Origin of the sequence: Allobosea sp. RCC_152_1, from assembly GCF_041360765.1 — a bacterium.
Lineage (GTDB): Bacteria > Pseudomonadota > Alphaproteobacteria > Rhizobiales > Beijerinckiaceae > Allobosea > Allobosea spartocytisi.
This window is the reverse complement of sequence record NZ_JBFUPU010000001.1, coordinates 985,290-1,010,572: the sequence shown is the minus strand read 5'-3', so window position 1 is coordinate 1,010,572 and position 25,283 is coordinate 985,290. Positions and strand designations below refer to the sequence as shown.

Here is a 25,283-nt window from a genome sequence, read left to right as displayed (position 1 = left end):
TCAGGCCGCGCCGAGGCGCTCGCCGCGATAAACCCCAGAGCGGATGTCACCCCACCAGCCGGAATTGGCAAGATACCATTCGACCGTGCGGCGAAGCCCGGTCTCGAAGGTCTCCTTGGGCGTCCAGCCGAGCTCGCGGCCGACCTTGCCGGCGTCAATGGCGTAGCGCGCATCATGGCCGGGGCGGTCTGTGACATAGCTGATCAGCCGCTCATGCGGACCCTTCGGATCGGGCCGGAGCTCGTCGAGAATGGCGCAGATGGCCTTCACCACCTCGAGATTGGTCTTCTCGTTATGGCCGCCGATATTGTAGCTCTCGCCGGTCTTGCCGGCAGTGGCGACCGTCAGCAGCGCGTCGGCGTGATCGTCGACATAGAGCCAGTCACGCACGTTCAGCCCGTTGCCGTAGACCGGCAGCGGCTTGCCCTCCAGCGCGTTGATGATCATCAGCGGGATCAGCTTCTCCGGGAAGTGATACGGTCCGTAATTGTTCGAGCAGTTGGTCATCACCACCGGCAGGCCATAGGTGTGGTGCCAGGCGCGCACGAGATGGTCGGAGGCCGCCTTCGAGGCCGAATAGGGCGAGTTCGGCTGATAGGCGGTGTCCTCGCGGAAGAAGCCGTCGCTACCCAGCGAGCCGAAGACCTCGTCGGTCGAGATATGGTGGAAGCGGAAACGTGCCTTCCCGGCCTCGTCCAGACCACGGAAATGCCGAAGCGCTTCCTGCAGCAGGGTGAAGGTGCCGACGATATTGGTCTCGATGAAGTCGCCCGGCCCGTCGATTGAGCGGTCGACATGGCTTTCGGCAGCCAGATGCATGACGATATCCGGGCGAAAATCGGCGAAGATCGCCTTCATCCGTTCGCCATCGCCGATATCCGCCTGCTCGAAGCGATAGCGGTTGCTGCCCGAGACAGGTGCGAGCGAGGCGAGGTTGCCGGCATAGGTCAGCTTGTCGACCACGCAGACATCATGCTGCGTCTCTCCGACCAGCTTGCGCACCACTGCCGAACCGATGAAGCCGGCGCCGCCGGTGACAAGGAATTTCAATGACACGCCGCGTCGCTCCACAGGGGCGAATAAGGATTAGAAATCGTTGTAAGCCGCGGGCAAGAAGCAGTCCTCCGGCAATCTGTCAAGCAGGGGCTGCCCCTGCTGCCGCCATTGGCCGATCTGTTTTCGGCGCCGAAAAAGCGGCTCAATTCACAGCTGCCGGCGCCGGACCTAACCGGTTGCGCCAGCCATCCGCCACTCCGGCCCAGACGGGCTCGAGCGAGCCGTTCGGGCCTTTTATGGCCAGAACGGCGGCTTGGGCCGCTAGAGCGACACATGATTTGACGCGCCAGCGTAATGGCACATGGGCGAGCTTGGCGGTCGCGACGACATTGCGCGCGTAGTAATAATTGCGAAGCTTCGAATGCCGCAGGATTTGGGGCTTACCCCCTTCCTCCGCGCTGACCGCCTCGCCCCAGCGATGAGGCATCGCGAGTTCGGTCGCGAGATAAGATCCCCAACCACGCTCCCATGCACGAAAGCCCCATTCGACATCGATCCCCGCGATGAAGAAGTCGTCTCTGAACGGCCCGATCTCGGCATAAGCGGCGAGGTTCATCAGCGAACCGGAGGTCGGCGCGAAATCAAGGGCGGCGAGACCGTCACCACGTGGACTTCCCCGTCTCTCGTAGCGGATCGGCTTGTAGAAGCCCTCCGACGGCGGCTCGAGGCGCGGTGCCAGGACGGCAACCTTCTCGCCTCGCCCCTCGAGCTCAAGGCTGCGTGCAGTCAGACGGTCGAGTAGGTCCGGCCCCGGCTCGCTGTCTTGGTCGAGCAGCATGATGTGGCTGAACCCTTCACGTATGGCAGCATCCGCGACGGCGTTGAGGCCCTGGCCCAAGCCGACATTTTCCTTGCTTTGGATCAGGCGCAGATCCGCCGATGCGAGGGCAGCCACGATTTCCGTGTCGACCGGCCCGTTCGCGAAGGCAAACAGTGCCCGCCCTCGGAGGACCTCAGCCTGCCTCGCAAGCAGCATCCGATCGGGCTGATACAGCACCACGCCGGCGCAAGCCCGCGCGACCTGCGTATTCGTCTCTCGCTCCATCATGGGGTGCAATTATCTGCCATTCACGCAGCCGCAACTTAAACCGTCTTGGCCTCGACCGCAGACACAGGCCTACAGACTTGACCATCGGCGCTCAAGCCCTAGAAAGTCCGCCCTGCAGCCCTGCAGGGGGGCTTTGGTACGGTGCCCATAGGCGCCACGGAATACGCTGGTTGTTAACGGCCGTCGCCTTGCGCAGCCCCTCGACAGATTCGGTGAACCTCGGGCCGCGGCGCAGGTCCACCTCATGGAAGATACTTTCCGTATCACCAGCTGAGTTCCAAGAGGTTTTGGAGCGCGCGATCGAGATCGAACCGACGACATTCAGCTTGAGAAGCTGATGTTCTACCACTGAACTACGCCCGCATGCCGCGCGGACTGCGAAGCAGCGCCGTGGCAGGCGGGATTTCATAGCGGCTCCGCGAGCGCGGTGTCATCCGGGAATTTCCGGGAGAGGCTCAGCCCCTGAAATGCCTCGAGAGCTTGAGGGCCTGGCCCTGATAATTCGATTTCAGCCCGGCGCCGCAGAACGCGGCCGGACGGGCCGCCATCGTCTCGTAGACCAGCCGGCCGACGATCTCGCCGTCCTCGATGATGAAAGGCACGTCGCGGGAGCGCACCTCCAGCACCGTCCGCGCACCCTGCCCGCCAGCGGCGCTCGGCCGCTGGTCGGTTGACGCCCCAGCCTGTCGATGAACCGCTCTGGACTACGCGCGAGCCAAGCGCTCCGTGGAGTGATTAGACGGAAGAGATCATTGCAGGGAGCAAAGATCGAATTCCCGGCGGACAAAGCCAACAAGACCAAGACTGGATATTTCATGACACAGGACAACAAAGCCACTCTGTCGGCCGACAGAGCGATGGAACTCGCCCAACGCTCGCGCAATGACCCGCTTTCGCGCTTTGCCATCCCACAAAACGAGGTCGATCATTATCGAATGGTCGCGGCGCAGTCGGGGCGGCTGGACGACCTGATCAACGAACTGATCTCGCTTGACGCGCTGATCGAGGCCAAGAGAGGGCGCATCGAACCGGACGTCTTGACCGGCATGGAACTCACTTATGATCTCGTCCTGTTGCAAGTCGCGGCGATGGAACCGGCCACCGAGCCGAGCGCGCTGCTGAAATGGTCAATTCTGGACTATCAGCCGAAGACGAAGGCGTTTGGGAATCTGCCGGAGTTTCTGGTCGGTCAGCAGCAACGGCTCCGGAAATCCCTGGGCATTCGCGCGTGGGAGAGCGAACACTGCGATACCGACTGCGTCGAAACCTTGCCTGCTATCTGCGCCCTCTCCAATGAAGACCCCGTCCCGGCGACGAACGAAACGGCCGAGCGCGGCGACGATTCAGCGTCTTCCTAACAAAGAACAAAACAAGAACTATCATTTCACGGAGCCGCCCCATGACTACCGCCCTGCCCGCCTTCACCCAACCAGCGTCGTTCTCTCCCGTTGTCCATGGCCCACAACTGGACCTCTTCGCGCCCCTCTTGCCACTGCCAGCGATCCCGTCGCAGCAGCACCAGCGGCTCGGCGGCGGAACCCACGAAGCCTGCGTCTACATCGCCGGCGCCACCCATCTACGCAGCTACCTCAAGCCGCTCGGCATCACCGCCTACAAGATCGGCGTCACCGGACGCCGATCGACCTGGAACCGGATCATGGATCTCAGGGCCAATCGCTATGCCGGCGTTCTGCGTAATGAGCGGACGCAGGAGGTCACGCTCCTGGAGGATGGTGATGACTGGTTTCAGATGCCGTTGCATGATGACAACGCCGGCCTCTGGGAACTTCCGGCAGGCGTCGCGATCGATCGCAGCACCATCGTCCTGACGATGAGCACACGGATCCCGATCGAGCGGCTCGACGACCGGATCCATGCGGCTTTGGCACCGCGCGACCTGCGCCGCTACCTCCTCGGCGAGGAAGGCCAGGCCCGGTTGCGCGCTGCGGGATATGACCCGCACCGCCAACTCTGGACCAACTACAGCTTGGCCAATGACGGCAGACGCCCAAGCGCAGCGAGCGAGCTCTACTTGTTCCGGCCACGCCGGGAATTGCGCGATCTCCTGACCTGTCTCGGCGATGTGGTCGCGGCGATGGAACGCGAACTCGACAACCAGTCTCCGCAGCACGCCAGACCGTCGTTTGCGCAGGAGGTCTGACCATGGCGGCCGACGAAACCCTACAGGTCGATGCCATCGACGAAAGCGATCTGCATTGCGACGGCGAGCTGTGCCTCTCCGAGGCAGCCTGCATCTGCGGCCTCCATCACTGGCGAGCCGGCAGTCATGGCCCGAAGCCGCAACAGCCTGCCTCAATCGAACCGGAGGGGGCATCGGGTGCGGACGTCTACGACCATGCTGAAGCGCTCCGGCAGATCGGATTGCTGGCCGGTGAAGACCTGGCAATGCCGCGGCGATTGTCTGAGAGCGACGAAACCCGCCTCGCTCATTTGCGCGAACTCGTCGAGAACAAGCCGAAGCGCCCGCTTCTTCATCCCAACCATGGTTGGCGTCTCAACCTTGCCAGCCTGCGCGAGGATTGTCCGCCCTTCGCAATCGTAACCGACCTGATCGACAGGGCGGTCTCGCTGTCGATCATGACCGGAGCGCCGCTCAGGCTCCCACCGCTCCTGCTGGTGGGCGCCCCCGGGGTCGGCAAGACACATTACTGCCGGGCTCTGGCGGAGGCACTCGCGACATCGGTTCGCAAGATCGCCTGCAACGCTGCCTCCGATGCAAAGCAGCTCTTCGTCGGCCTCCCCACCGCATGGAAAGGCGCGCGAATGGGCATCGTCACCGAGACGCTGCTGATGTCCAGCAGTGCCTCGCCCCTCATTCTCCTCGACGAAGTCGATAAATTCCGAACCCATAACAGCGAGGATCCCTACAACATCCTGCTCAGCCTGCTTGAGCCTGAGAACAGCAGGGCCCTCCTCGACGAATATCTGCGCGTCCCCTTCGATCTGAGCCACGCCCTCTTCATCGCCACCGCCAACGACGTCGACGTGCTGCCGGACTTCGTCATCGACCGCTTTCTGGTGTTTCCGATTGCTGAGCCGCGGCCGGAACAGTCGCATACGATAGCCCGCCGCATCGTAGCCGAAGAGGTCAAGCGACATGGCGGCGCTTTCGCCACCCCAGATGATGCGGTGATCGTCCGGTTGGCCCGGTCACATCCGCGCAGGATCACGCGGCTTGTCCCGCTCGCTCTCGGCTTCGCCGCAGCCGAAGGCCGTAGCCATCTCTCCGTTGCGGACATTGAAGCGGCCGGACGGATTGCGGCCAGTCACTCCGCGAAAAACCCAATCGGCTTCGCCCCGGCCGGCACCAGAACGACAGAGATCGTCGACAGCAAAGCATTCCGCGGTCTCTGAGCGCAGCCCCTCCGACGACATCGCCAGCCTCACGCGCGCGGACGCCCGAAGCGGTCACCGCTCCCTTTGGCGTGCGCAGAGCCCAATCAACGATAAGGACATAAGCATATGCGTTTGCTGATCATTTCAGATCTTCACCTCGAATTCGGTCCATTCGAGTTCGCGTGCGAGCTGCCGCCGTTCGATGTGGCGGTTTTCGCCGGCGACATTCACCAGCCGGTCACGGCCGCTATTGAATGGCTGGCTCGTGAACGAGACACCGGAGCGCTGCAAGGTCGTCCGGTCATCTATGTCGCCGGCAATCACGAGTTCTATAATCACGAGATGCTTGGCAGTATCACCGATGGCCAGCGCATGGCGGAGGAAGCTGGCATCCACTTCCTGCATCGGCGCGCCATCGTCATAGACAAGGTGCGGTTCGTCGGCTGCCCCCTCTGGACTGACTATCGACTCTACAGAAAGCCGAAGCAGTCGATGATCCACGCCGGCCACACGATGAACGATCATCATCTGATCCGCTATCGCGAGACGCCGGATCATGTCGCCAGGTTCATGCCCTGGCACGCGGCATCGGAGCATCGGCTCGATCTCGCCTTTCTGCGTCACGAACTCGCGCAGCCGCATGACGGGCCGACCGTCGTGGTGACCCATCACGCCCCGCACCCAGGTTCGATCCAGCCACAGCATCGAGGCAGCCCGCTCACGCCAGCCTTCGTCTCGGATTTGAGCGAGCTGATCGAAACATTCCAACCCAGCCTGTGGGTCCATGGACACGACCATGGGTTCCATGACTACAGCGTCGGAAACACCCGGATATTCGCAAACCAGGCTGGCTACCCGCACAGCGGTGGCCGCCGCGAGAATCCCGGATTCCGCGCAGATTGCGTGATCGAGATACGTGATGCCCGCTCAGACGGACACGGCGGCATATCGGTCTAGGTCACCTACCCATAAACGGGATTCCCCGCGGAGCGGTGTTCTGATTCATTGATCTCAGCCTTGGAGGTTGAGATGGCTCGCTTTGACCTGACGGATTTCGAGTGGTCGGTGATCGGACCGCTTTTGCCAATGAAGGTGCGCGGGGTCGCGCGGGTGGATGACCGTCGCGTTCTGAACGGCATCTTCTGGCGGTTGCGCACCGGGGCGCCATGGGCCGATATCCCGTCGCGCTATGGCCCGCACACGACCTGCGTGAACCGCTTCAACCGGTGGCGCAAGGCCGGCCACTGGGCGCGCATTCTGCAAGCTGTGTCAGCCGCTTACGATGGCGACATCCAGATGATCGACGCCTCGTCGATCCGTGTTCACCAGCATGCCGCCAACGGTCAAAAAAAGACGAGCGATCCCGTTGCATGGGTCGCTCGCGCGGCGGCCTGACCACCAAGATCCACGCCCTCGTCGATGCCGAGCCGCCCGATCCGCCTGAAGTTGACCGAAGGCCAGGCTCATGACGGTCGCTCGGCCGCCGATATGCTGGACATGGTCGAGCGGGGAAACATCCTCCTCGCCGACAGGGCCTACGACAGTGACGCCTTGCGCGAAGAGATGGACGCACGCGGTGCATGGGCCAATGTCCGCGCCATGCCCAACAGGGTCAAGACCTTCGCCTTCAGCGCCCGGGTCTACCGCCAACGCAACGCCGTCGAGCGCTTCTTCAACAAACTCAAACACTTCAGGGCCGTCGCAACCCGATACGACAAAAGAGACGACAACTTCCTTGCATCAGTCCAACTCGCTTCAATCCGCATCTGGCTGAGAAGTTATGAGTCGGTCACCTAAACCAGCTCGGCCGACCGTGAGCCAGGGTCATGGACAACGTTCTGTCAGCGACTTCTCAGAGCAGCAGATTCGGAGACGTCCCGACTTAGAAACTAGCGTTTACAAGAAATAATATTCGTTAAACTCTTAATATAATTCATTAACAAAACGCAAACCCGACACCTGCACAAATTAAAGTTGGAAATCATCCAAATCTTTGAGAGCATATTTTGGTGAATCGAGTCCGATTCACGCGAATCGAAGCACGTATTACGTGGCGTGACTGATCCAGTACGCGATGCCTGACAAGCTTCCGTGCATATTATCGCGCTCACCCTGTGCTCGAATCGCAGCAATCTAGTACTGCGTAAGGAACACAAGATGGAGAATATTCTTCGGGTCCAGCTTCTGACCGTCAAGGAAGCAGCAACGCTCCTCCGCATTTCGCCGAGCACTGTCTATCGGCGCGTCAACGCAGGGCATTTGACCCTCGTCAGGTGGGATCCCCGCCTAAGTCGAGTAACCTTGAACGATCCGGAACGGCTCCTCCCGGCTGCCGAGGTCGACTATGTCTGACCGTCGCATCTCCGACCGCATCGAGGAATCGCTACGAGCCGCCAACCTTCAGCCGGAAGGCTCCGCCAAGGAGACGATCCGCGCCGCGGTTTTCGCAAAGGCCACCTTCCTCCGAAACCTGCTCGACGATGGCGCCTGCCCGATCAAGATCGCCGAGATTTTCTCAGCCGAGTTCGATCGCGCGATAAAGCCCTCCACGATCCTGGCTTATGTTCGGGCGGCCACGAAAGATCGGAAAGGTGGCGGTGGCAGCGGACGGGGAGGCTCTGCCCGGCTCCGCTCTCCCAAAACGCCCAATCCGCCGCCACCGCGGGGGCCTGCGCGGCTGCCACACGCGCCGCCGGTCCGTGCGACCGCGGCTACCACAGAAGTCCCCGACCAGTTCAATGACATGCTCATCGAACGCAGGGATCCTGCGCACTACTCGCCGCCGGATCTTCTCGAATACGACCAAATGATTGCTCTTCCGTCCGCCACTCCCTTGGCACCTCGGTGAGCTGTATGATGAGTCGTATCGAGCGTATCCTTGAAAGCCTTCCGCTCTGCGCTCTTGTGGTCGTCCTCAATGGCAAGGGCGGTGAGGGCAAATCGACGATCGCGCAGACCTTCGTACACGCGCTGGGCGGGCGCGGGCATATCGACTGCATTTCGACAGACACTGCAAATTCCAATCTTAATCAGATTGGACTTGCTACCTTACCGCCGGTCGATCTGGCGGAGACGGAGAATATCGGTCATCTCCTGGCCCTAGCCGACCGCGTCGGCAAGGAATCTCAATTTGCACTCGTCGATACCGGCGCGCGGGACGAGGCACGGCTATTGCCGTTCCTTCCGGGGCTCGCGCAGCGCCTGAAGCGAAACGGTGCCCAGTTAACGGTTCTCCGCCCCATCACAGCCTCGCACTTCGGTCAGGCGAACGCGCTGAGCTATAGTCGGCAACGGCCCCCAGCAACGAGCTGCTTGTTCGTGCGCAACCTCGGCCAAGGTCGCGACGAGAAGCATTTCCAACGCTGGAAGGAGTCTATTGAGCGAGCAGAAGCGCTGCGAAGTGGCGTCGTCGAAACGACGATCGATTCGCTCGGCCCGCTGATCGCTGACAACGCGACGAGCTTCAACCTGTCGCTCGAAGATGTCGCTCATGGGGACTTCAGACGAGCAGGCGTCGATCAGGACCGAGCTGAAAAGCTTTTCGACAAAGCTCGGCAGCTCTTCGTCGCGGAATTCCTACGCGAGCACGGCGAGCGCTTTCGCGCGGCGCTGATCGAAGCGGCCAGGAACAGCGGCTTCTGATCATGTCTGACCTGAACTATCGCATTCGCGAACTTCGCCGGATCGTGCCGCTCGAACAGCGCTACGATCCGGCAATCGACGGACCGCGGCTGGTACACCCGGTTCACGCGTCTCGGCGCGATCTGCGATGCGCTCGGAGTCGGAGCCGACCCATGATAGTCGAGTCCTCCTTTCGGCAGGCCGGCGGACTTTCGAGTCACTTGCTTCGAACCGATTCGAACGAAAGCGTTCGGCTACTCGAAAGCTTGTGCCGGAACGCGCCGCTGGACGTTCGCCTGGCCCTGCGAGCATTCGCTGCGATCTCGGCCACCAATCTCAGAGCCACCAATGCGTTCGCTCACATCGTCATCGCACCTGAGGTGGAGCTCATCGACGGACAACGCGAGCGGATCCTGGACCTCATCGAAGAGGTGTATCGCATTCGTCGGGACCATCCGCGGATCGTTGTCGCGCATGAGAAAGGTGCGCGCCCTGCCCACTACCATGTCGTGTTTCCGCTCGTTCATCCTGAGACCGGGCGCGCCCTCAAATCGAGCAAGAACCATGTCCATGACGAGCTCGTTGCCCGTGTGGCGGAAAAGGAATTCGGCCACCCCGCGGTGATCGGAGCACATCAGGCTGAGGTTGCCGCCAGCCTGCTTGGACGAACGGCCGGGTTGAAGGCACCAGAACCGGATAGTCCTACCCTGCACCGGCAGCTGTTCGGCAAATCCGAACGCCAGCAGATGTCGAGGGTCGGCGCAAGCGTCTCTCGGCTGGAGAAACAGATCCAGCAGGCCTGGGCGGCCGGCGAAGGCCGGATATCAGGCTTCATCGCTTGCCTACCGCAGCACGGTCTCCTGCTTGCAGAGGGACGCAAGGCATTGCTGCTCGTAGACGGCGCGACAGGGGCACAGATGCCAGCCGCACGCACCATTCGGCGCTTGGCGAAGGAGCAACGCGCACCGGTCGCGATCAACGACGCGATGATGCGCGCGGCACTGCACGACCGCCCCCTCCAAGCTTTTGACGAACTTCAACGCACCCTTGTCGAACGCAACTACGAGCTCGCGATCAAAGCCGTCGACGCAGAGGATGGCCTTGCGCGCCGCGAGCAGGAGACCGATCGCGTTCATTTCCGCGATGAGTGGTTTGTCGAGCTCGCCCGTAGGCGTAAGGCGCTGAGCGAAGCCAAGGCAACTCTGACGGCGCGGCGCGCGGCAATCCGCGAAGCGCATGCACTGCGTCGCAACTTGCGGTGGGAACGGGTCAACCGGGCGTTCACCGCAGCCCGTTGGACCGACAACAAACTCGTCCGAAAGCTGGCCTTCCGTGCGGCTGCCGCTGGCGTATTGCTGTGCGGTGGCGGGCTCGGCCTTGCGCTCGTGGCGGGCGGCATCGCTGTTACCCTGTTGCCAACCTATGAGCGAGCCCGCGCGATGAGCCGGGCAGCTCGGACTGCCTCCCTGCAGGACCGTGCCGAATTGGTCAGCCAATTGGCGCAAGCCTTCGCGGACTTCCAGCAGGTGAAGCTTGGAGCCAATCCGAGTGCCACGATTGAGGCTCGCCTGGAAGGGTTGCGCACCGCCCAGGAGACGGTCACCCAGCCGGCAATTCAGCAGCCGCGACCGCCGAATTGTTTTCCAGAACCGATGACCGAGACGGAATCGCCCCCAAAGCGTCAGAGAGCACTCCCGAGAAAGCGCGGTGGCCATGAACGCGATTGATCCTCAAGAGCGCCACTGGTCGTCATGGACGTCAGCACGACCTCTCCGCTCCCTCGTCAGAGGGACGAACCCCGATGTGGTCATCAAACGTATCGACTCCGGCTTCCTCGATTGTGCCGAACCCGATGTGCCGAAACACGACTTCAACGACGTCGTGCGGGCGCTCGGTCGATCGCATCCGGGATCTCCTATGCATGATCGCCCCCTCCTCTCTAGCACTTTGATCGTTCTTTCGCTGTTCGACCGGCGGAACACGACCGCAGTCAACGCGCGCGGATTTTAGCTATGTCTGGAACTCCACAGCAGTCTCAGGTTCGCTTTCCCGTCGACCCGCGCGACGTGCCGCCGACGAAGGCTGCCCGCCGCCTGCACTTGACCCTGGCAGAGTTTGAGCAGCTCTTGCCACGACTATTTCGGCGCGGTTTCCCACGACCGGATCCGGACACGGGCAACTACGATCTGAAGGCCGTCGATCAATGGATGGACAGTCGGTCGAGCCTGCCCCTCGCGAATCCGCTGCGCGATGCTCGCAGTGAAATATCCGAGCGCTTGGCCCAGCTTCGGCAGAGGCGCGGCTGGAACTCGAGCAACTGATGGGCAAAGATTCGATCCGGCACCTGATCTTCATGAGGAACAGGTGGCGCTATAAGCCATCGCACCTCATGGTTCCGTATGGGTTCAAGTTTCTGACGCTCGGCCCCGGGGTGGTGATCGGGAACCGCCATATCGCATCCCCAGAAGATCAGCAGCGCGCCATCGAGCTCAATGCCGAGTGGGATCGCATCCGACTTGGTCTGGCCGAAACAGCCAAGCCGAAGTATCCGCCGGGCTCGGTCGGCGAAGCATATCTTCGTGTGATCAGTCTCCGGACCGCGGACCGAGCCAAGGCTGGCAAAGAGCAGGACCGGGATCAGGCAACCCGCGACGATTGGCCGAGAGCTTGGCGCTGGATTGAACCCTATTTCGGGGTCTCCGATCCGAAATCCATCGAACCCGAGGACTTCCTCGCTATCGATAGCAAGACCGCGAAGCCGATCGGCCTCGTCGTCGAGGTCGAGACAGAAGTTTCGATTTCGGAGCGCCATCGCGTCATCAAGGTCTGGCGCGCGCTTTGGAAGAAGATGGCGGCCATGGGATACTGCGCACTCGACGCCGATCCCTCGCTAGCATTCTCCAACAGAGCTCCCGATGCGCGCCAAGACATTTGGACCGAGGGAGAGGTCGTAAGGCTCTGCAAGCGCTCTTGGCGCATGGGTTATAAGGGTCTTGCCGCCTGCATGGCCACCGCATGGGATAGCCAGCTCTCCCCTGTCGATCTGCGTTCGCTGACAACTGGCCAGCGCGCTGACGACGTTCAAGGCGCGATCTTTTCGCTGGCTCGGACCAAGACAGGGCGGGCCGCCGCGGCGTCCCTCGGGAAGCGGGCGACCTGGGCCCTCGACGCCTACATCGCCAGCCTCGCCTTCGAGCTGATGCCGCACGCGCCGATTTTCAGAACCAGGGGCGCGCCGACAACTGCAAAAGGCGGCAAACCTCAATCGCCCTCGCCTTATACGAAGAACAAACTCGCAGAGGACTTCCGGACGATCCGCATTGCAGAGTTCGGGAAGACCGAGCAGCGCAAGCTTTCAGATATGCGACGTTCTGGCACCGTCGAGGCGACCGCCGGCGGCGCAGATGCCCAGGCGGTATCCACCAAGATGGCGAACACGCTTGCTGCGTCAGCCCGTCTCCAGAAGACCTATAACCCGGTCAACCTAGCGACGGTGCGGGACGTAGACGCGAGCAGGAGAAAAGGGCGGGCCAAGCTTCGCCAGAACAAACCGCGATAGAATTTGTAACGGCGGCGGCTGGGAATTTGTAACGCGACCAAGAGGTTTGTCGCTAACCCCTTGATTTATATGGCGCGGGCGACGGGGCTCGAACCCGCGACCTCCGGCGTGACAGGCCGGCACTCTAACCAACTGAGCTACGCCCGCGCTGGGCGACTGAGGCGCGGTGGCCGTCAGCGAGGTGTGGATTATGGCCCCGGGCCGGAAGTGTCAAGCGCCCGATGCCGGCAAAACCAAATCGGTGGAAAAATATCTCCGGCACCGCGAAAGGACGCGCCCCGCGCCGGGCCGCAAAACTCATTCCCGAGAGGCCAGACAGGGATCGAGCATCACATGGCGGGCGTTCTGGCGGGCGTAGCCGCCGCGCAGCACCGCCATATCGCCGAGCTTCAGGTCGTTGGCGCCATAGGTCACGCAGAGCACGCGCACGCCCGGATCCGCGCAGACGGCGACATACCAGACCGCGCCATCGGTCTGGATCAGGGTGACGGGGCCAGCGATCGCCATATCGACACGCGAATCGCGCGGCACCGATTCCGGGAGCTGGGCCGCGATGCTCTCGCAGCTCGCCGGCGTCGCCGGCTGCTCGGGCTGGGAGAAGGCGGGGCGCCCCTCGAAGAAGGAATCGGGCAGGAGCGACTGCGCGGCCGCCTGTTGCGCGGCGAGGAGGGCGAAGCCGGCCAGCCACCGCAAGGCAAGACCGGGATGTCGTGATCGGAAGCTCATGGCCGGAACAGTGCCGACGAAGATGGCGGAATTCGGCTGCGTACCGCAGCGCTTTGCGGGCAACGCTGCCGAGCCTGCTTGCGATACGCGCGCCGAGGCCTTAAACGCGAGCGCTGAGGGCGGTTAGCTCAGTCGGTAGAGCGTCTCGTTTACACCGAGAATGTCGGCGGTTCGAGCCCGTCACCGCCCACCATCGCTTGAATCACCACGTCCGGTAAACTCTTCGGCTCACGCCGCGTGCGGCGCGGATGTTCTCCCCACGCCCGAGTTGCGCGCCCGATTGCCGGCACGGTTTTCGGACCGTCGCGACCGGCCTTCACAGCATTGTTTTCGATTCGTGTGTTGAACGGCCCGGCCCTACGGGCAAAACCCTGTCGCGTTCAACGGAAATGGATACCGCACATCATGGGATCACTCGATAGCGCTCGTCCCTATGCGCTGACGGCCTTCAGGATCGCGCTCGGCCTCGTCGTCTTCTCATTCGGGACGGCGAAAATCCTGCCCCTGCACCCAGGCAACTTCACCCCTCCCGTCGGCTCCCTGCCCTGGATCGCCGGATCGATCGAGCTGATCGCGGGCTTTCTCTTTCTCGTCGGCTTCCAGACACGCGCCGCCGCGTTCGTGCTCTCCGGCCTGATGGCGGCCGCCTATTTCATCGCGCATTTCCCCAAGAGCTTCTTCCCGACCGAGAACGGCGGCTTCGCCGCCGCCGTCTTCAGTTTCGCCTTCCTGTATTTCGTGACGGCCGGCGGCGGCTATCTGAGCCTCGACCGGGCCTTGCGGACGAAGACGGCCTGACAGGCCGCCCACTAACGAACCGCCAAGCGTGCTTCAACGAAACAAGCGTGCTTCAAACGAAAAAGGCCGCCGGACCTCTCGGTCCGGCGGCCTCTCATGTCAGGCGATGCCTTCGCTCAGTGAGCGACGACGCCCGCCGCATCGTCCTCGGTGCCCTTGGGGGGGACGGCATTGACGTCCTCCTCCCAGACGATCGGAACCGGCTGGCGGGTCAGCGCATGCTGGAGCACCTGCTCCATGCGCGAGACCGGGACGATCTCCATGCCGTCCTTCACGGACTTCGGCAGGTCGATCAGGTCCTTGGCGTTCTCCTCGGGGATCAGCACCTTCTTGATGCCGCCCCGCAGAGCCGCCAGCAGCTTCTCCTTCAGCCCGCCGATCGGCAGCACCCTGCCCCGCAGCGTGATCTCGCCGGTCATGGCGACGTCGCGGTTGGTCGGGATGCCGGTCAGGATCGAAACGATGGCGGTGGCCATCGCGATGCCGGCCGATGGCCCGTCCTTCGGGGTCGCCCCCTCCGGAACGTGGACGTGGATGTCGCGCCGGTCGAAGAGCGGCGGCTCGATGCCGAAATCGACGGCCCGCGAGCGGACATAGGACGCCGCCGCCGAGATCGATTCCTTCATCACGTCGCGCAGGTTGCCGGTGACGGTCATGCGGCCCTTGCCGGGCACCATGACGCCCTCGATCGTCAGCAATTCGCCGCCGACCTCGGTCCAGGCCAGACCGGTGACGACACCGACCTGATTCTCCGTCTCCGCCATGCCGTAGCGATAGCGCGGCGGGCCGAGATATTCCTCGAGCAGCGGCTCGTCGACGACCACCTTCGCCTTCTTGCCGAGCACGATGTCCTTCACGCCCTTGCGGACCGTGTTGGAGATTTCGCGCTCGAGGTTACGGACACCGGCCTCGCGGGTGTAACGCCGCACCAGGGTCTGCAGGGCCTCGTCGGTGATCGACCACTCCTTGCCGTCGAGCCCGTGCTTCTTGATCGCGTTGGCGATCAGGTGCTTGCGCGCGATCTCGGTCTTCTCTTCCTCGGTGTAGCCGGCGATGCGGATCACCTCCATGCGGTCCAGCAGGGCCGGCGGAATGTTCAGCGTGTTCGCCGTCGTCACGAACATCACGTTCGACAGGTCGTAATCGACCTCGAGGTAATGGTCGTTGAAGGTCGAGTTCTGCTCGGGGTCGAGCACCTCCAGCAGGGCCGCCGAGGGATCGCCACGGAAGTCCTGGCCCATCTTGTCGATCTCGTCGAGCAGGATGAGCGGGTTCGAGGTCTTGGCCTTCTTCATCGACTGGATGATCTTGCCGGGCATCGAGCCGATATAGGTGCGGCGGTGACCGCGGATCTCGGCCTCGTCACGCACGCCGCCGAGCGACATGCGCACGAACTCGCGCCCCGTCGCCTTGGCGATCGACTTGCCGAGCGAGGTCTTGCCGACGCCGGGAGGGCCGACGAGGCACAGGATCGGGCCGGCGAGCTTGTTGGCGCGCTGCTGCACGGCGAGATACTCGACGATGCGGTCCTTGACCTTGTCGAGGCCGAAGTGATCGTCGTCCAGCACGAGCTGGGCGGCGTTCAGATCCTTCTTGATCTTCGAGCGCTTGCCCCACGGGATGCCGAGCATCCAGTCGAGATAGTTGCGCACGACGGTCGCCTCCGCGGACATCGGCGACATCTGGCGCAGCTTCTTCAACTCGGCCGTGGCCTTGTCGCGGGCTTCCTTGGTCAGCTTGGTGCGGGCGATGCGCTCTTCCAGCTCGGCCAGCTCGTCACGGCCTTCCTCGCCGTCACCCAGCTCCTTCTGGATCGCCTTCATCTGCTCGTTGAGGTAGTACTCGCGCTGGGTCTTCTCCATCTGGCGCTTGACGCGCGAGCGGATGCGCTTCTCGACCTGAAGCACGGACATCTCGCTCTCCATGAGCGACAGGACCTTCTCCAGACGATGGGCGACGTTGGTGATCTCCAGCACGGCCTGCCGGTCGGCGATCTTGACCGCGAGATGCGAGGCGACCGTGTCGGCGAGCTTGGCAGGCTCGTCGATCTGCGAGACGGCGGCGACGATCTCGCCCGAGATCTTCTTGTTGAGCTTCACATAGCTCTCGAACTCCGAGACGACCGAGCGGGCCAGCGCCTCGATCTCGACCTTCTTGCCCTCTTCCTCGGCAAGGCCCGTGGCCTCGGCCTCGTAGAAGGACTCGGCTGCCGAATAGGAGGAGGCCTTGGCGCGGCCGACACCCTCGACCAGCACCTTCACGGTGGAGTCGGGCAGCTTCAGAAGCTGCAGCACGCGGGCGAGCGTGCCGATCTCATAGATCTCGTTGGGCTGCGGGTCATCGTCGCCGGCATTCTTCTGGGTCGCCAGCAGGATGAGCCCGTCCGTCTTCACGACTTCCTCGAGCGCGCGGATGGACTTCTCGCGGCCGACGAAGAGCGGGACGATCATATGGGGGAAAACGACGATATCGCGCAGGGGCAGGACCGGGTAGGTGCCGGTCTCGCCAGAGACGAAGGGAGCGCGGGGCGTCGACGTCATTGACTTATCCTTTGCAGTTGCGCCCGGCGAACCCCCGAGATGGGCGGAACGATCGGACGTTTGCGGCCAGGGGACCATTCGCCCTTCCGCCCTCGCGCATCGCACCCTCATCAGGCATGCGACTCTCGCAAGTGCACCTAAAGTGGAGACTTCCTTTCTGGCTTTCAAGCGAGGCAGCCGGTCTATGCACTGCTGTCCTGCCTGTCGGACATACGAAGAAATCCCTGCCGTTCGGCTTTGAGTTCAGCGTCTCAATTTTCAACCGGCCCGTCGCGGAACGAAACCGCGGCCGGGCCGCATCCCATCAAAACGCAAAACGCGCGCCAAGAGGCGCGCGTCCTGTTGTCGCAATGTTGCGGCAGGCGTCAGGCAGAGGCCGTCTTGTTCTCGTCCTCGCGCTCCGCATAGATGAAGAGCGGACGGGCCTTGTTCTCGACCGCCTCCGGGCCGATGACGACCTGCTCGACGCCTTCCAGCCCCGGCAACTCGTACATGGTCTCGAGCAGGATGCCCTCCATGATCGAGCGCAGGCCGCGGGCGCCGGTCTTCCGCTCGATCGCCTTGCGGGCGATCAGGCTGACGGCCTCGTCGGTGAAAGTGAGCTGGGTGTCCTCCATCTCGAACAGGCGCTGATACTGCTTCACCAGCGCGTTCTTAGGCTCCGTCAGGATGGTCTTCAGCGCCGGCTCGTCGAGATCCTCCAGCGTCGCCAGCACCGGCAGGCGGCCGACGAATTCCGGGATCAGGCCGAACTTGAGCAGGTCCTCGGGCTCGACATCGCGGAAGATCGCGCCGGTGCGGCGGTCGTCCGGAGACTGGACCTTGGCACCGAAGCCGATCGAGGTGCCCTTGCCGCGGCTCGAGATGATCTTGTCGAGGCCGGCGAAGGCGCCGCCGCAGATGAACAGGATGTTCGTGGTGTCGACCTGCAGGAATTCCTGCTGCGGATGCTTGCGCCCGCCCTGCGGCGGCACGGAGGCGACGGTGCCTTCCATGATCTTGAGCAGCGCCTGCTGGACGCCCTCGCCCGAAACGTCACGGGTGATCGAGGGATTGTCCGACTTGCGGCTGATCTTGTCGATCTCGTCGATATAGACGATGCCGCGCTGCGCCCGCTCGACATTGTAGTCGGAAGCCTGGAGCAGCTTGAGGATGATGTTCTCGACATCCTCGCCGACATAGCCGGCCTCGGTCAGCGTCGTCGCGTCGGCCATGGTGAAGGGCACGTCGAGGATGCGGGCGAGCGTCTGCGCGAGCAGCGTCTTGCCCGAGCCGGTCGGCCCGATCAGCAGGATGTTCGACTTCGCCAGTTCGACGTCGTTGTGCTTCGTCGCGTGGCTCAGGCGCTTGTAGTGGTTGTGGACCGCCACCGAGAGCACCTTCTTGGCGTGCTCCTGGCCGATGACGTAATCGTCCAGAACCTTGCGGATCTCCTTGGGAGTCGGCACGCCGTCCTTCGACTTCACCAGCGCGGATTTGGATTCCTCGCGGATGATGTCCATGCAGAGCTCGACGCATTCATCGCAGATGAACACGGTCGGGCCCGCGATGAGCTTGCGGACCTCGTGTTGGCTCTTGCCGCAGAAAGAGCAGTACAGCGTGCTCTTCGAGTCGCCGCCGGGCTTGCTAGCCATTGTCCATCTCCAGTTCCGGAGCCCGGGACCACACCAGCCGAGGCAGATGCAACCGTCGTCTCTCCGTCATAAAATAAGCGCTCAGATCACGATGATTAGGTTAACGGCCCGTTCCGATACATCCGGATACGCTGGGTCGATCCAAATCGGATCATGATGAAGCGCCTCGTCCGCTCACCCCGACCCCATGCAAACACGGGGCCGATCCGCTTTCAATATGGGCCTTCAACCTGCCCACGCCAACCCACAGGATCGGGACCGCTCGTCGCAACCTCACGCGTCCTCGGGTCGCTTCTCGATGACCTTGTCGATCAGGCCGAAATCGCGGGCCTGCTCGGCGGTCATGAAGTTGTCGCGTTCCAGCGCAGCGTGGATGTCCTCGTAGCTGCGGCCGGTGTGCTTCACGTAGATTTCATTGAGCCGCTTCTTCAGGCTCTCGACTTCCTTGGCGTGGATCAGGATGTCGGTGACCTGGCCCTGGAAGCCGCCGGAGGGCTGGTGGACCATGATGCGGGCATTCGGCAGGGCAAAGCGCATGTCCTTGGCGCCGGCCGTCAGCAGCAGCGAGCCCATCGAGGCGGCCTGGCCGACGCACAGCGTCGTCACCGGGCAGCGGATGAACTGCATCGTGTCGTAGATCGACAGGCCCGAGGTGACCACGCCGCCGGGCGAGTTGATGTAGAAGGAGATTTCCTTCTTGGGGTTCTCGGCCTCGAGGAAGAGGAGCTGCGCCACGATCAGCGAAGCGGAGAAATCCTCGACCGGACCGGTCAGGAAGATGATGCGCTCACGCAGCAGGCGCGAATAGATGTCGAAGGCGCGCTCGCCGCGGCTCGACTGCTCGACCACCATCGGGACGAGATTGTTGTAGGTCTCGATCGGATCGCGAAGCATGGATCAATCCTTGGGAGTAAGCGCCGTATCGGGCGACGAGGTCGAATCGGCAGTGTCTCGGAAGACACTCACATAAGCACGCCGAACGTGGCTGAAAAGGGAAGCGCCGCCGGTCGCGAAGGCCGGCGGCGCAAAGGCTGGCATTAAGGTTGCCGGAACGCTCAGGCGGAAGCGTCTTCGGCCTTGTCTTCGGCCTTCTTGCTCTTCTTGGCGGCAGCCTTCTTCGGCTTGGCCTCGGTGGCGGCTTCCACCTCGTCATCGGCGTAGAGCGCCTCGCGCGATACCGTCTGATCCTCGACCTTCACCTGGCCGAGCAGATGGTCGACGACCTTCTCCTCGAAGATCGGGGCGCGGATCTCGGCGAGAGCCTGCGGGTTCTTGCGGTAGAACTCCCAGACCTGCTTCTCCTGGCCCGGGAACTGGCGGGCGCGCTCGATCAAAGCCTGGGTGACCTCGTCATCCGAGATCTGCACCTTGGCCTGCTCGCCGATCTCGGCCAGCACGAGGCCGAGGCGAACGCGGCGCTCGGCGATCTTGCGGTAGTCGGCGCGGGCTGCGTCCTCGGTGGTGTCCTCGTCGGCGAAGGTCTTGTTGGCCTGCTTCATGTCGGCCTCGACCTGGCTCCAGACGCTGTTGAACTCCTGGTCGACCAGCGTCGGCGGCAGCTCGAAGGTGTACTTGCCGTCGAGCGCGTCGAGCAGGCTCTTCTTGAGCTTGCGGCGCGACTGGGCGCCGAAGTCGCGGCCGATCTGCTCGCTCACGGCGGTCTTGAGCGCATCGAGCGACTCCATGCCGAAGGCCTTGGCGAGCTCGTCGTCGATCTTGATCGCGTCCGGGCCCTGGACGTCGGTAACGGTGACCACGAACTCGGCCGCCTGGCCGGCGAGATGGGCCGCGCCGTAGTTCTCGGGGAAGGTGACCTTGATCGTGCGGGTCTCGCCCTGCTTCACGCCCTCGAGCTGCTCCTCGAAGCCGGGGATGAACTGGCCGGAGCCGAGATCGAGCGGGATGCCTTCGCCGGTGCCGCCCTCGAAGGCCTTGCCGTCGATGGTGCCGACATAGGAGATCATCAGGCGGTCGCCGGTCTCGGCCTTGGCCTTCTCGCCCTTCGCCGAATAGGTGCGGTTGCCGGACGCCATGCGCAGCAGCGCGGCGTCGACATCGGCGTCCGGAACCTCGGCGACCGGCTTCACGAGCGAAACGTCGGAGATGTCGACGAGCTCGATCTTCGGCAGAACCTCGAGGGCGACGGTGAAGGCGAGATCGCCCTTGGCCTCCATCGCGGCCTCGATCTCGTCCTTGTTCTCGGGGAAGCGGATCTGCGGCTCGAAGGCGAGCTTCAGGTTGTTGTCGGCGACGATCTTCTGGTTCGCCTCGTTGACGGCGTTCTGGAGGACGTCGGACATGACCGAGCGGCCATAGAGGCGGCGCAGATGCGCGACCGGCACCTTGCCCGGGCGGAAGCCGTTGATCTTGGCCTTGCCCTGGAGGTCCTGCAGGCTGTCGTCGAGCCTGGTCTTCAGGTCGGCGGCGTTCAGCACCACCTGGAATTCGCGCTTGAGGCCCTGGGACAGGGTTTCGGTCACGTTCATTTTTGTACCGCCAACAGCTCGTTTACGTCTCAATGTCCAAAGCGCGACGCCGGTTCCGGCCGCCACCGCGCTCGCGAAAAATTCCGGCATCGGACCGAAAAGTGGCTTCCACTTTCCGGAAAATCCGATGCGATAACAGTCGCATCGATCACCGTTACCGCATCCGGAAGGACACGCGATGATCTCGGCCGATGGTGCGGGCGGAGGGACTCGAACCCCCACGACTTTCGCCGCTGGTACCTAAAACCAGTGCGTCTACCAATTCCGCCACGCCCGCCGGCCCGATAGCGCTGCGCGCGAGCAAACGCAGCGCGGCCATCATTGGGCCGCGGTGCTATACGCATTTCAGGCGGCGGTTGCAGCAAAAAAATGACGGTTCTGCAAAATGCCGGTGCCGCCACTTTTCGGCACGCTTCGCGCCAGGCCCTCTCGCCAGTGCCCGCCCGCCGGATTATGCGGAGGGAATGACGAGCCTGCCGCCAGACCGCCCGACCACCGCGACCCGCCGTCAATGGCTGGCGGGAATGAGCAGCACCGCCCTGCTCGCCCCCCTGCCCGGCCGCGCCCAGAGCCCGACGCCGCCCGGCAACACAAAACCGCCGGAGGAGCCCCCGGTCAGAACGCTGGTCGCCGGCCCCGCCAAGCTCCGCTTGCGCCCGGTGCCGGCCGCCGAGACCGAGATCTGGGCCTTCGACGGCACGACGCCAGGGCCGAGCTTGCGAATCAAGCAGGGCGAGACGCTGCGACTGAAGCTGGAGAACAAGACGGCCGCGCCGCTCTCGCTACACTGGCAGGGCCTGCGCGGCGCAGCGGCGCAGGACGGCGTCGGCGGCTTCAGCCAGCCGCCGGTCGCGCCGGGCGACAGCATCGAATACCGGCTGACGCCGCCGGATTCGGGCACCATCCTGTATCGCCCGCTGGTCATCGGCGGCTCGTCCGAGCCGGCGGGGCGGGGCTTGAGCGGGCTGCTGATCGTCGAGGAACGCGAGCCGCCCGCCGTCGATCTCGACCTGCCGGTGTTCGTGAACGACTGGCTGCTCGGCGACGACCAGGCGATCCTGCCCTTTGCCTTGCAGGCCACGAGCTCGGCCGCCGCCGGCCGGCTCGGAAACTGGCTCACCGTCAACGGCAAGCCACCGCCGCAGCCGGTCAAGCTGCTGCCCGGATCGCGCGTGCGTCTCCGGCTCGCCAATGGCTGCAACGCCCGCATCATGCGACTGCGCTTCGACGGCGCGAAGGCTGCGGTCGTGGCGGTGGACGGCCAGCCGACCGAAACCTTCGAGCCGGTGCATGCGCAACTGCCCTTCGCGCCGGGCACGCGCTACGACGTCATCCTCGACCTGCCGATCGAAGCCGGCGCCTCGGTCAACGTCACCGCCCTGATCGGCCCGGGCCTGCCGCTGGTGCGGATCGTCACGGATGGCGCAGCGAAGGTCCCGCCAGCCGCGGTGCCGGCGCTCAAGCTCAACCCCGCTTTGCCCGCCGCGGTCCGGATGCAGGACGCGCTGCGGCCGACGCTGGTGATCGAGGGCGGCGGCAAGCCGACGCCGGAGCGGACGCTCGACTATACCGGCCTCGATCTCGCCCGGCCCTGGCTGGTCAATGGCGGCATCGGAGCGAAGGACGGCAAGCCGCTGTTCAGCGTCAAGCGCGGCACGCCGGTCGTGATGGCGATCGACAACCGCACCGCCTTCATCCAGCCCGTGCATGTGCACGGCCACGCCTTCCGCCTGCTGCACCCGCTCGACGACGGCTGGGAAAACTACTTCCTCGACACGGTGCAGATTCCGGAGGGCAAGAAGCTGCACATCGCCTTCATCGCCGACAACCCCGGCCGCTGGCTGATCTCCTCGACCGTGCTGGAACGCTTCGATCTCGGGCTATGGAGCTGGTTCGAGGTGGTTTAAGGTCTTCTGCTCCGTCATTCTCGGGCGAAGCGGAGCGGAGACCCGAGAAGCCCAGGCCGAGAAGACACTGGTTTCCGAGATGCTCGGGTCAAGCCCGAGCATGACGGCAGTCTCGCCTGATCCGATCAGCCCGCGTCCAGCCCCAGCCGCTCCACCACATCCTGCACGATGGCGTCCTTGCTGTCCTCGACCGAGACGACGAGCGGGTTCTCGTCGGAGCCCGGTTCCTGCAGCGTGGCGAACTGGCTGTCGAGCAGCGCCGGCGGCATGAAATGGTGCTGCCGGGCCGCCATGCGCCGGCCGATCAATTCGCGCGAGCCCCTGAGATAGACCAGCCTCACATCCGGCCGATCGCCGATGATGACCTCGCGATAGGCCTTCTTGAGCGCCGAGCAGGTAACGATGCCGTGCGCGCCCGTCGCCCTGAGATCGTCGATCCAAGCGGCGATGGCGGCGAGCCAGGGCTTGCGATCCTCGTCGGTCAGCGGGGTGCCGCCGGCCATCTTGGCGACGTTCTCGGGCGGGTGGAAGGAATCGGCATCGCGGAACGGCCAACCGAGGCGCGCCGCCAGCCGCTCGCCGAGCGAGGTCTTGCCGGAGCTGGCGACGCCCATGATGACGATGACGGCCGGGCGACCGCCCTTATCTTCTGCGCTCACGCCGGTCAGCCCTGCTTTTTCGGCTCGACATGGCCGCCGAAGCCGGCGCGCATGGCGGAGAGGATCTTCTCGCCGAAGGTGTGATCGACCCGCGAGCGGAAGCGGGCGAAGAGCGCCGAGGTCAACACCTCGGCCGGCGTCGCGGTCTCCACGGCGGCATCGACGGTCCAGCGACCCTCGCCCGAATCGGAGACGTTGCCGGTATAGGCGGCGAGCGCCTCATCGGAGGCGAGCGCCTCGGCCGTGAGATCGAGCAGCCAGGAGGTGACGACCGAGCCGCGGCGCCAGACCTCGGCGATCTCGGCTACGTCGAAGTCGAAGCCGTAATCGGCCGGCAGGCCTTCCTTGGCCGATGCGTTGCGCAGCAGGTCGAAGCCTTCCGCGAAGGCCTGCATCATGCCGTATTCGATGCCGTTATGGACCATCTTGACGAAATGGCCCGAGCCGGTCGGCCCGCAATGCAGATAGCCCTGCTCGCTGGTCGGGTTGCGGCCTTCGCGATGCTTGGTCGGCTCGACCTCGCCCTTGCCGGGCGCCAGCACCTTGAAGATCGGCTCCAGCCGGTCGAAGGCCTCCTTGGCGCCGCCGATCATCAGGCAGTAGCCGCGTTCCAGCCCGTGCACGCCGCCGGAGGTGCCGACATCCATGTAGTGGATGCCCTTGGCCGCCAGCTCCTTGCCGCGGCGGACATCGTCCTTCCAGAAGGCGTTGCCGCCATCGATCAAGACGTCGCCTGCGCCGACGAGGCCGGCGAGCTCGGCGAGCGTGCCCTCGGTGATCTTGCCGGCCGGCAGCATCACCCAGATCGCGCGCGGCGCCTTCAGCTTGGCGACCATGTCCTTGAGGTCGGCGGCGACGATGGCGCCATCCTCAGCGAGCGCCTGCCCCGGTTTCGGATCGCGGTCATAGACCACGCATTCATGGCCGGCGCGCATCAGCCGGCGCACGATGTTGCCACCCATCCGGCCGAGGCCGATCACTCCGAGCTGCATGTCAGATCACTCCTGCCGGGAAGCCGGCTCTCTTGCCTGCTTGAAGCATGGCGGCAGCGGGCGGAGCAAGCGGGGTAGGGTCAGCGCGCCGCGGCGGCCCGCTGCTGCAGGCTCCGCCAGCGACCCGGCGTGATGCCGTAGGCCCTGTGGAATTGGCGGGTGAGATGGCTCTGATCGGCGAAGCCGCAGGCGGCCGCGACCTCCGCCAAAGACGTGCCGAGCGTGAGCAAGCTTCGCGCCCGGCCGAGGCGACGCATGACGAGGTAATTGTAGGGGCTCGTGCCGAAGGTCGTCCGAAATTGTCGCGCCAAAGTGAAGCGGTCGAGGCCGGTCAGCCTCTCGAGCTCTTCCGAGGCGACCGGCGCTTCGAGATGGCCATCGAGATAATCCCGCGCCCGCTCCAGCGCCGGACGATCGAGCCGCTGCCGGCGCATGCGCGCCGCGGAAGAATCGATCGCGGCAAGCGCGTCAGCCAGGGGAACCACGATGTCATCGAGCCCGAGCGCTTCGAGCGGCGCATCGAGATCGCGAAGCGCGCCGGTAATGGCACTTACCAACCGAGCATCTTGCGAGACGGCGGCCGGAATGAAGGGCAGGCTGCGGCCGGCCTCTCCCATCGCCTCGCGGATCAGCCGCGGCTCGACATAGATCATCCGGTAGCGAAAGCCCTCGGCGATGCCGGAGCGACCGTTATGGATCTCGTCCGGGTGGATGACGATCGCATGGCCGCACAGGCTGTCGCGCCGGGCGCCGCGATAGTCGAAGGACTGCACACCGGAAAGCGTCAGCCCGAAGGCATAGGTGTCGTGGCGATGCGGATCATAGGCGTAGCCGTGGAAGAAGGCCTCGATCCGCTCGATGCCATCAGCGCCGGTGCCGAGCCGCACCCAGTCCGCGGCA

21 protein-coding genes, 4 tRNA genes and 2 pseudogenes are annotated in these 25,283 nt (G+C 63.9%); 13 read left to right on the top strand and 14 right to left on the bottom strand.

Annotated features, from left to right (window positions below):
- From rfbB to AB6806_RS04720, 4 genes and pseudogenes are all read right to left on the bottom strand, one after another.
- Positions 1 to 1,056, bottom strand: coding sequence for a dTDP-glucose 4,6-dehydratase (rfbB, locus tag AB6806_RS04735; protein WP_370954188.1), 1,056 nt, complete (start codon positions 1,054 to 1,056; stop codon positions 1 to 3).
- A 142-nt stretch (positions 1,057 to 1,198) separates the two neighbouring features.
- Entirely contained in the window at positions 1,199 to 2,104 is a 906-nt protein-coding gene (locus AB6806_RS04730) for a glycosyltransferase family protein (protein ID WP_370954187.1), read from the bottom strand.
- Positions 2,105 to 2,392: 288 nt separating this feature from the next.
- Positions 2,393 to 2,467: transfer RNA gene (locus AB6806_RS04725), tRNA-Glu, on the bottom strand.
- A 92-nt stretch (positions 2,468 to 2,559) separates the two neighbouring features.
- Positions 2,560 to 2,760, bottom strand: a pseudogene (locus AB6806_RS04720) (2'-deoxycytidine 5'-triphosphate deaminase); the annotation flags it as partial.
- Between the two features lie 96 nt (positions 2,761 to 2,856).
- Here AB6806_RS04720 and AB6806_RS04715 point away from each other — a divergent pair.
- The 10 genes and pseudogenes from AB6806_RS04715 (at position 2,857) to AB6806_RS04670 (ending at position 12,641) form a co-directional block, all read left to right on the top strand.
- On the top strand, positions 2,857 to 3,462 hold the full coding sequence (locus AB6806_RS04715; protein WP_370954186.1) for a hypothetical protein: 606 nt from the start codon (positions 2,857 to 2,859) through the stop codon (positions 3,460 to 3,462).
- A gap of 41 nt (positions 3,463 to 3,503) precedes the next feature.
- Positions 3,504 to 4,265, top strand: a complete 762-nt coding sequence (locus AB6806_RS04710) for a hypothetical protein (RefSeq protein WP_370954185.1) — start codon at positions 3,504 to 3,506, stop codon at positions 4,263 to 4,265.
- 2 nt (positions 4,266 to 4,267) lie between these two features.
- The gene (locus tag AB6806_RS04705) at positions 4,268 to 5,479 is read left to right on the top strand and encodes an AAA family ATPase (protein WP_370954184.1); all 1,212 of its coding nucleotides are present in this window, start codon (positions 4,268 to 4,270) and stop codon (positions 5,477 to 5,479) included.
- Positions 5,480 to 5,587: 108 nt separating this feature from the next.
- A complete protein-coding gene (locus tag AB6806_RS04700) occupies positions 5,588 to 6,418 on the top strand; it encodes a metallophosphoesterase (protein WP_370954183.1) in 831 nt (276 codons plus the stop codon).
- Positions 6,419 to 6,490: 72 nt separating this feature from the next.
- Positions 6,491 to 7,258, top strand: a pseudogene (locus AB6806_RS04695) (IS5 family transposase).
- A gap of 360 nt (positions 7,259 to 7,618) precedes the next feature.
- On the top strand, positions 7,619 to 7,813 hold the full coding sequence (locus tag AB6806_RS04690) for a helix-turn-helix domain-containing protein (protein ID WP_370954182.1): 195 nt from the start codon (positions 7,619 to 7,621) through the stop codon (positions 7,811 to 7,813).
- Positions 7,806 to 8,309, top strand: a complete 504-nt coding sequence (locus tag AB6806_RS04685) for a hypothetical protein (protein ID WP_370954181.1) — start codon at positions 7,806 to 7,808, stop codon at positions 8,307 to 8,309. The genes AB6806_RS04690 and AB6806_RS04685 overlap by 8 nt, the downstream gene beginning before the upstream one ends.
- A gap of 5 nt (positions 8,310 to 8,314) precedes the next feature.
- Positions 8,315 to 9,103 carry a P-loop NTPase family protein gene (locus AB6806_RS04680; RefSeq protein ID WP_370954180.1) on the top strand — a complete coding sequence of 263 codons (789 nt, stop codon included), beginning with the start codon at positions 8,315 to 8,317 and terminating at the stop codon, positions 9,101 to 9,103.
- A gap of 152 nt (positions 9,104 to 9,255) precedes the next feature.
- Positions 9,256 to 10,809 (top strand): relaxase/mobilization nuclease domain-containing protein, encoded by a 1,554-nt coding sequence (locus AB6806_RS04675; RefSeq protein ID WP_370954179.1) that lies wholly within the window; start codon positions 9,256 to 9,258, stop codon positions 10,807 to 10,809.
- Between the two features lie 593 nt (positions 10,810 to 11,402).
- Complete coding sequence (locus tag AB6806_RS04670; protein WP_370954178.1) at positions 11,403 to 12,641, top strand: hypothetical protein; 1,239 nt, start codon at positions 11,403 to 11,405, stop codon at positions 12,639 to 12,641.
- Positions 12,642 to 12,711: 70 nt separating this feature from the next.
- Here the strand turns inward: AB6806_RS04670 and AB6806_RS04665 are convergent.
- Together AB6806_RS04665 and AB6806_RS04660 are read right to left on the bottom strand one after the other, a co-directional pair.
- Positions 12,712 to 12,788: transfer RNA gene (locus tag AB6806_RS04665), tRNA-Asp, on the bottom strand.
- A 150-nt stretch (positions 12,789 to 12,938) separates the two neighbouring features.
- Positions 12,939 to 13,430: a hypothetical protein gene (locus AB6806_RS04660; protein ID WP_260368329.1), complete on the bottom strand. Its 492-nt coding sequence runs from the start codon at positions 13,428 to 13,430 to the stop codon at positions 12,939 to 12,941.
- A gap of 54 nt (positions 13,431 to 13,484) precedes the next feature.
- Between AB6806_RS04660 and AB6806_RS04655 the strand changes: the two genes are divergently transcribed.
- A tRNA-Val gene (locus AB6806_RS04655) sits at positions 13,485 to 13,560 on the top strand.
- Between the two features lie 209 nt (positions 13,561 to 13,769).
- Complete coding sequence (locus tag AB6806_RS04650; RefSeq protein ID WP_142021064.1) at positions 13,770 to 14,165, top strand: DoxX family protein; 396 nt, start codon at positions 13,770 to 13,772, stop codon at positions 14,163 to 14,165.
- Between the two features lie 116 nt (positions 14,166 to 14,281).
- On the opposite strand, the gene lon is transcribed toward AB6806_RS04650, so the two are convergent.
- From lon to AB6806_RS04625, 5 genes are all read right to left on the bottom strand, one after another.
- Positions 14,282 to 16,705, bottom strand: coding sequence for an endopeptidase La (lon, locus tag AB6806_RS04645; RefSeq protein WP_038367944.1), 2,424 nt, complete (start codon positions 16,703 to 16,705; stop codon positions 14,282 to 14,284).
- A gap of 365 nt (positions 16,706 to 17,070) precedes the next feature.
- On the bottom strand, positions 17,071 to 18,339 hold the full coding sequence (clpX, locus tag AB6806_RS04640) for an ATP-dependent Clp protease ATP-binding subunit ClpX (RefSeq protein ID WP_038367947.1): 1,269 nt from the start codon (positions 18,337 to 18,339) through the stop codon (positions 17,071 to 17,073).
- A 273-nt stretch (positions 18,340 to 18,612) separates the two neighbouring features.
- Positions 18,613 to 19,233, bottom strand: a complete 621-nt coding sequence (locus tag AB6806_RS04635) for an ATP-dependent Clp protease proteolytic subunit (protein ID WP_038367950.1) — start codon at positions 19,231 to 19,233, stop codon at positions 18,613 to 18,615.
- A gap of 161 nt (positions 19,234 to 19,394) precedes the next feature.
- The gene (gene tig, locus AB6806_RS04630) at positions 19,395 to 20,825 is read right to left on the bottom strand and encodes a trigger factor (RefSeq protein ID WP_142020798.1); all 1,431 of its coding nucleotides are present in this window, start codon (positions 20,823 to 20,825) and stop codon (positions 19,395 to 19,397) included.
- A gap of 192 nt (positions 20,826 to 21,017) precedes the next feature.
- A tRNA-Leu gene (locus tag AB6806_RS04625) sits at positions 21,018 to 21,102 on the bottom strand.
- A 247-nt stretch (positions 21,103 to 21,349) separates the two neighbouring features.
- Here AB6806_RS04625 and AB6806_RS04620 point away from each other — a divergent pair.
- Positions 21,350 to 22,732 carry a multicopper oxidase family protein gene (locus AB6806_RS04620; protein ID WP_370954177.1) on the top strand — a complete coding sequence of 461 codons (1,383 nt, stop codon included), beginning with the start codon at positions 21,350 to 21,352 and terminating at the stop codon, positions 22,730 to 22,732.
- Positions 22,733 to 22,857: 125 nt separating this feature from the next.
- Here the strand turns inward: AB6806_RS04620 and AB6806_RS04615 are convergent, their stop codons facing one another.
- The 3 genes from AB6806_RS04615 to AB6806_RS04605 form a co-directional block, all read right to left on the bottom strand.
- A complete protein-coding gene (locus AB6806_RS04615) occupies positions 22,858 to 23,391 on the bottom strand; it encodes a gluconokinase (protein ID WP_370954176.1) in 534 nt (177 codons plus the stop codon).
- Positions 23,392 to 23,396: 5 nt separating this feature from the next.
- Entirely contained in the window at positions 23,397 to 24,383 is a 987-nt protein-coding gene (gnd, locus tag AB6806_RS04610) for a phosphogluconate dehydrogenase (NAD(+)-dependent, decarboxylating) (protein ID WP_370954175.1), read from the bottom strand.
- Between the two features lie 80 nt (positions 24,384 to 24,463).
- Positions 24,464 to 25,270, bottom strand: a complete 807-nt coding sequence (locus tag AB6806_RS04605; protein ID WP_370954174.1) for an AraC family transcriptional regulator — start codon at positions 25,268 to 25,270, stop codon at positions 24,464 to 24,466.
- Positions 25,271 to 25,283 lie beyond the last annotated feature (13 nt).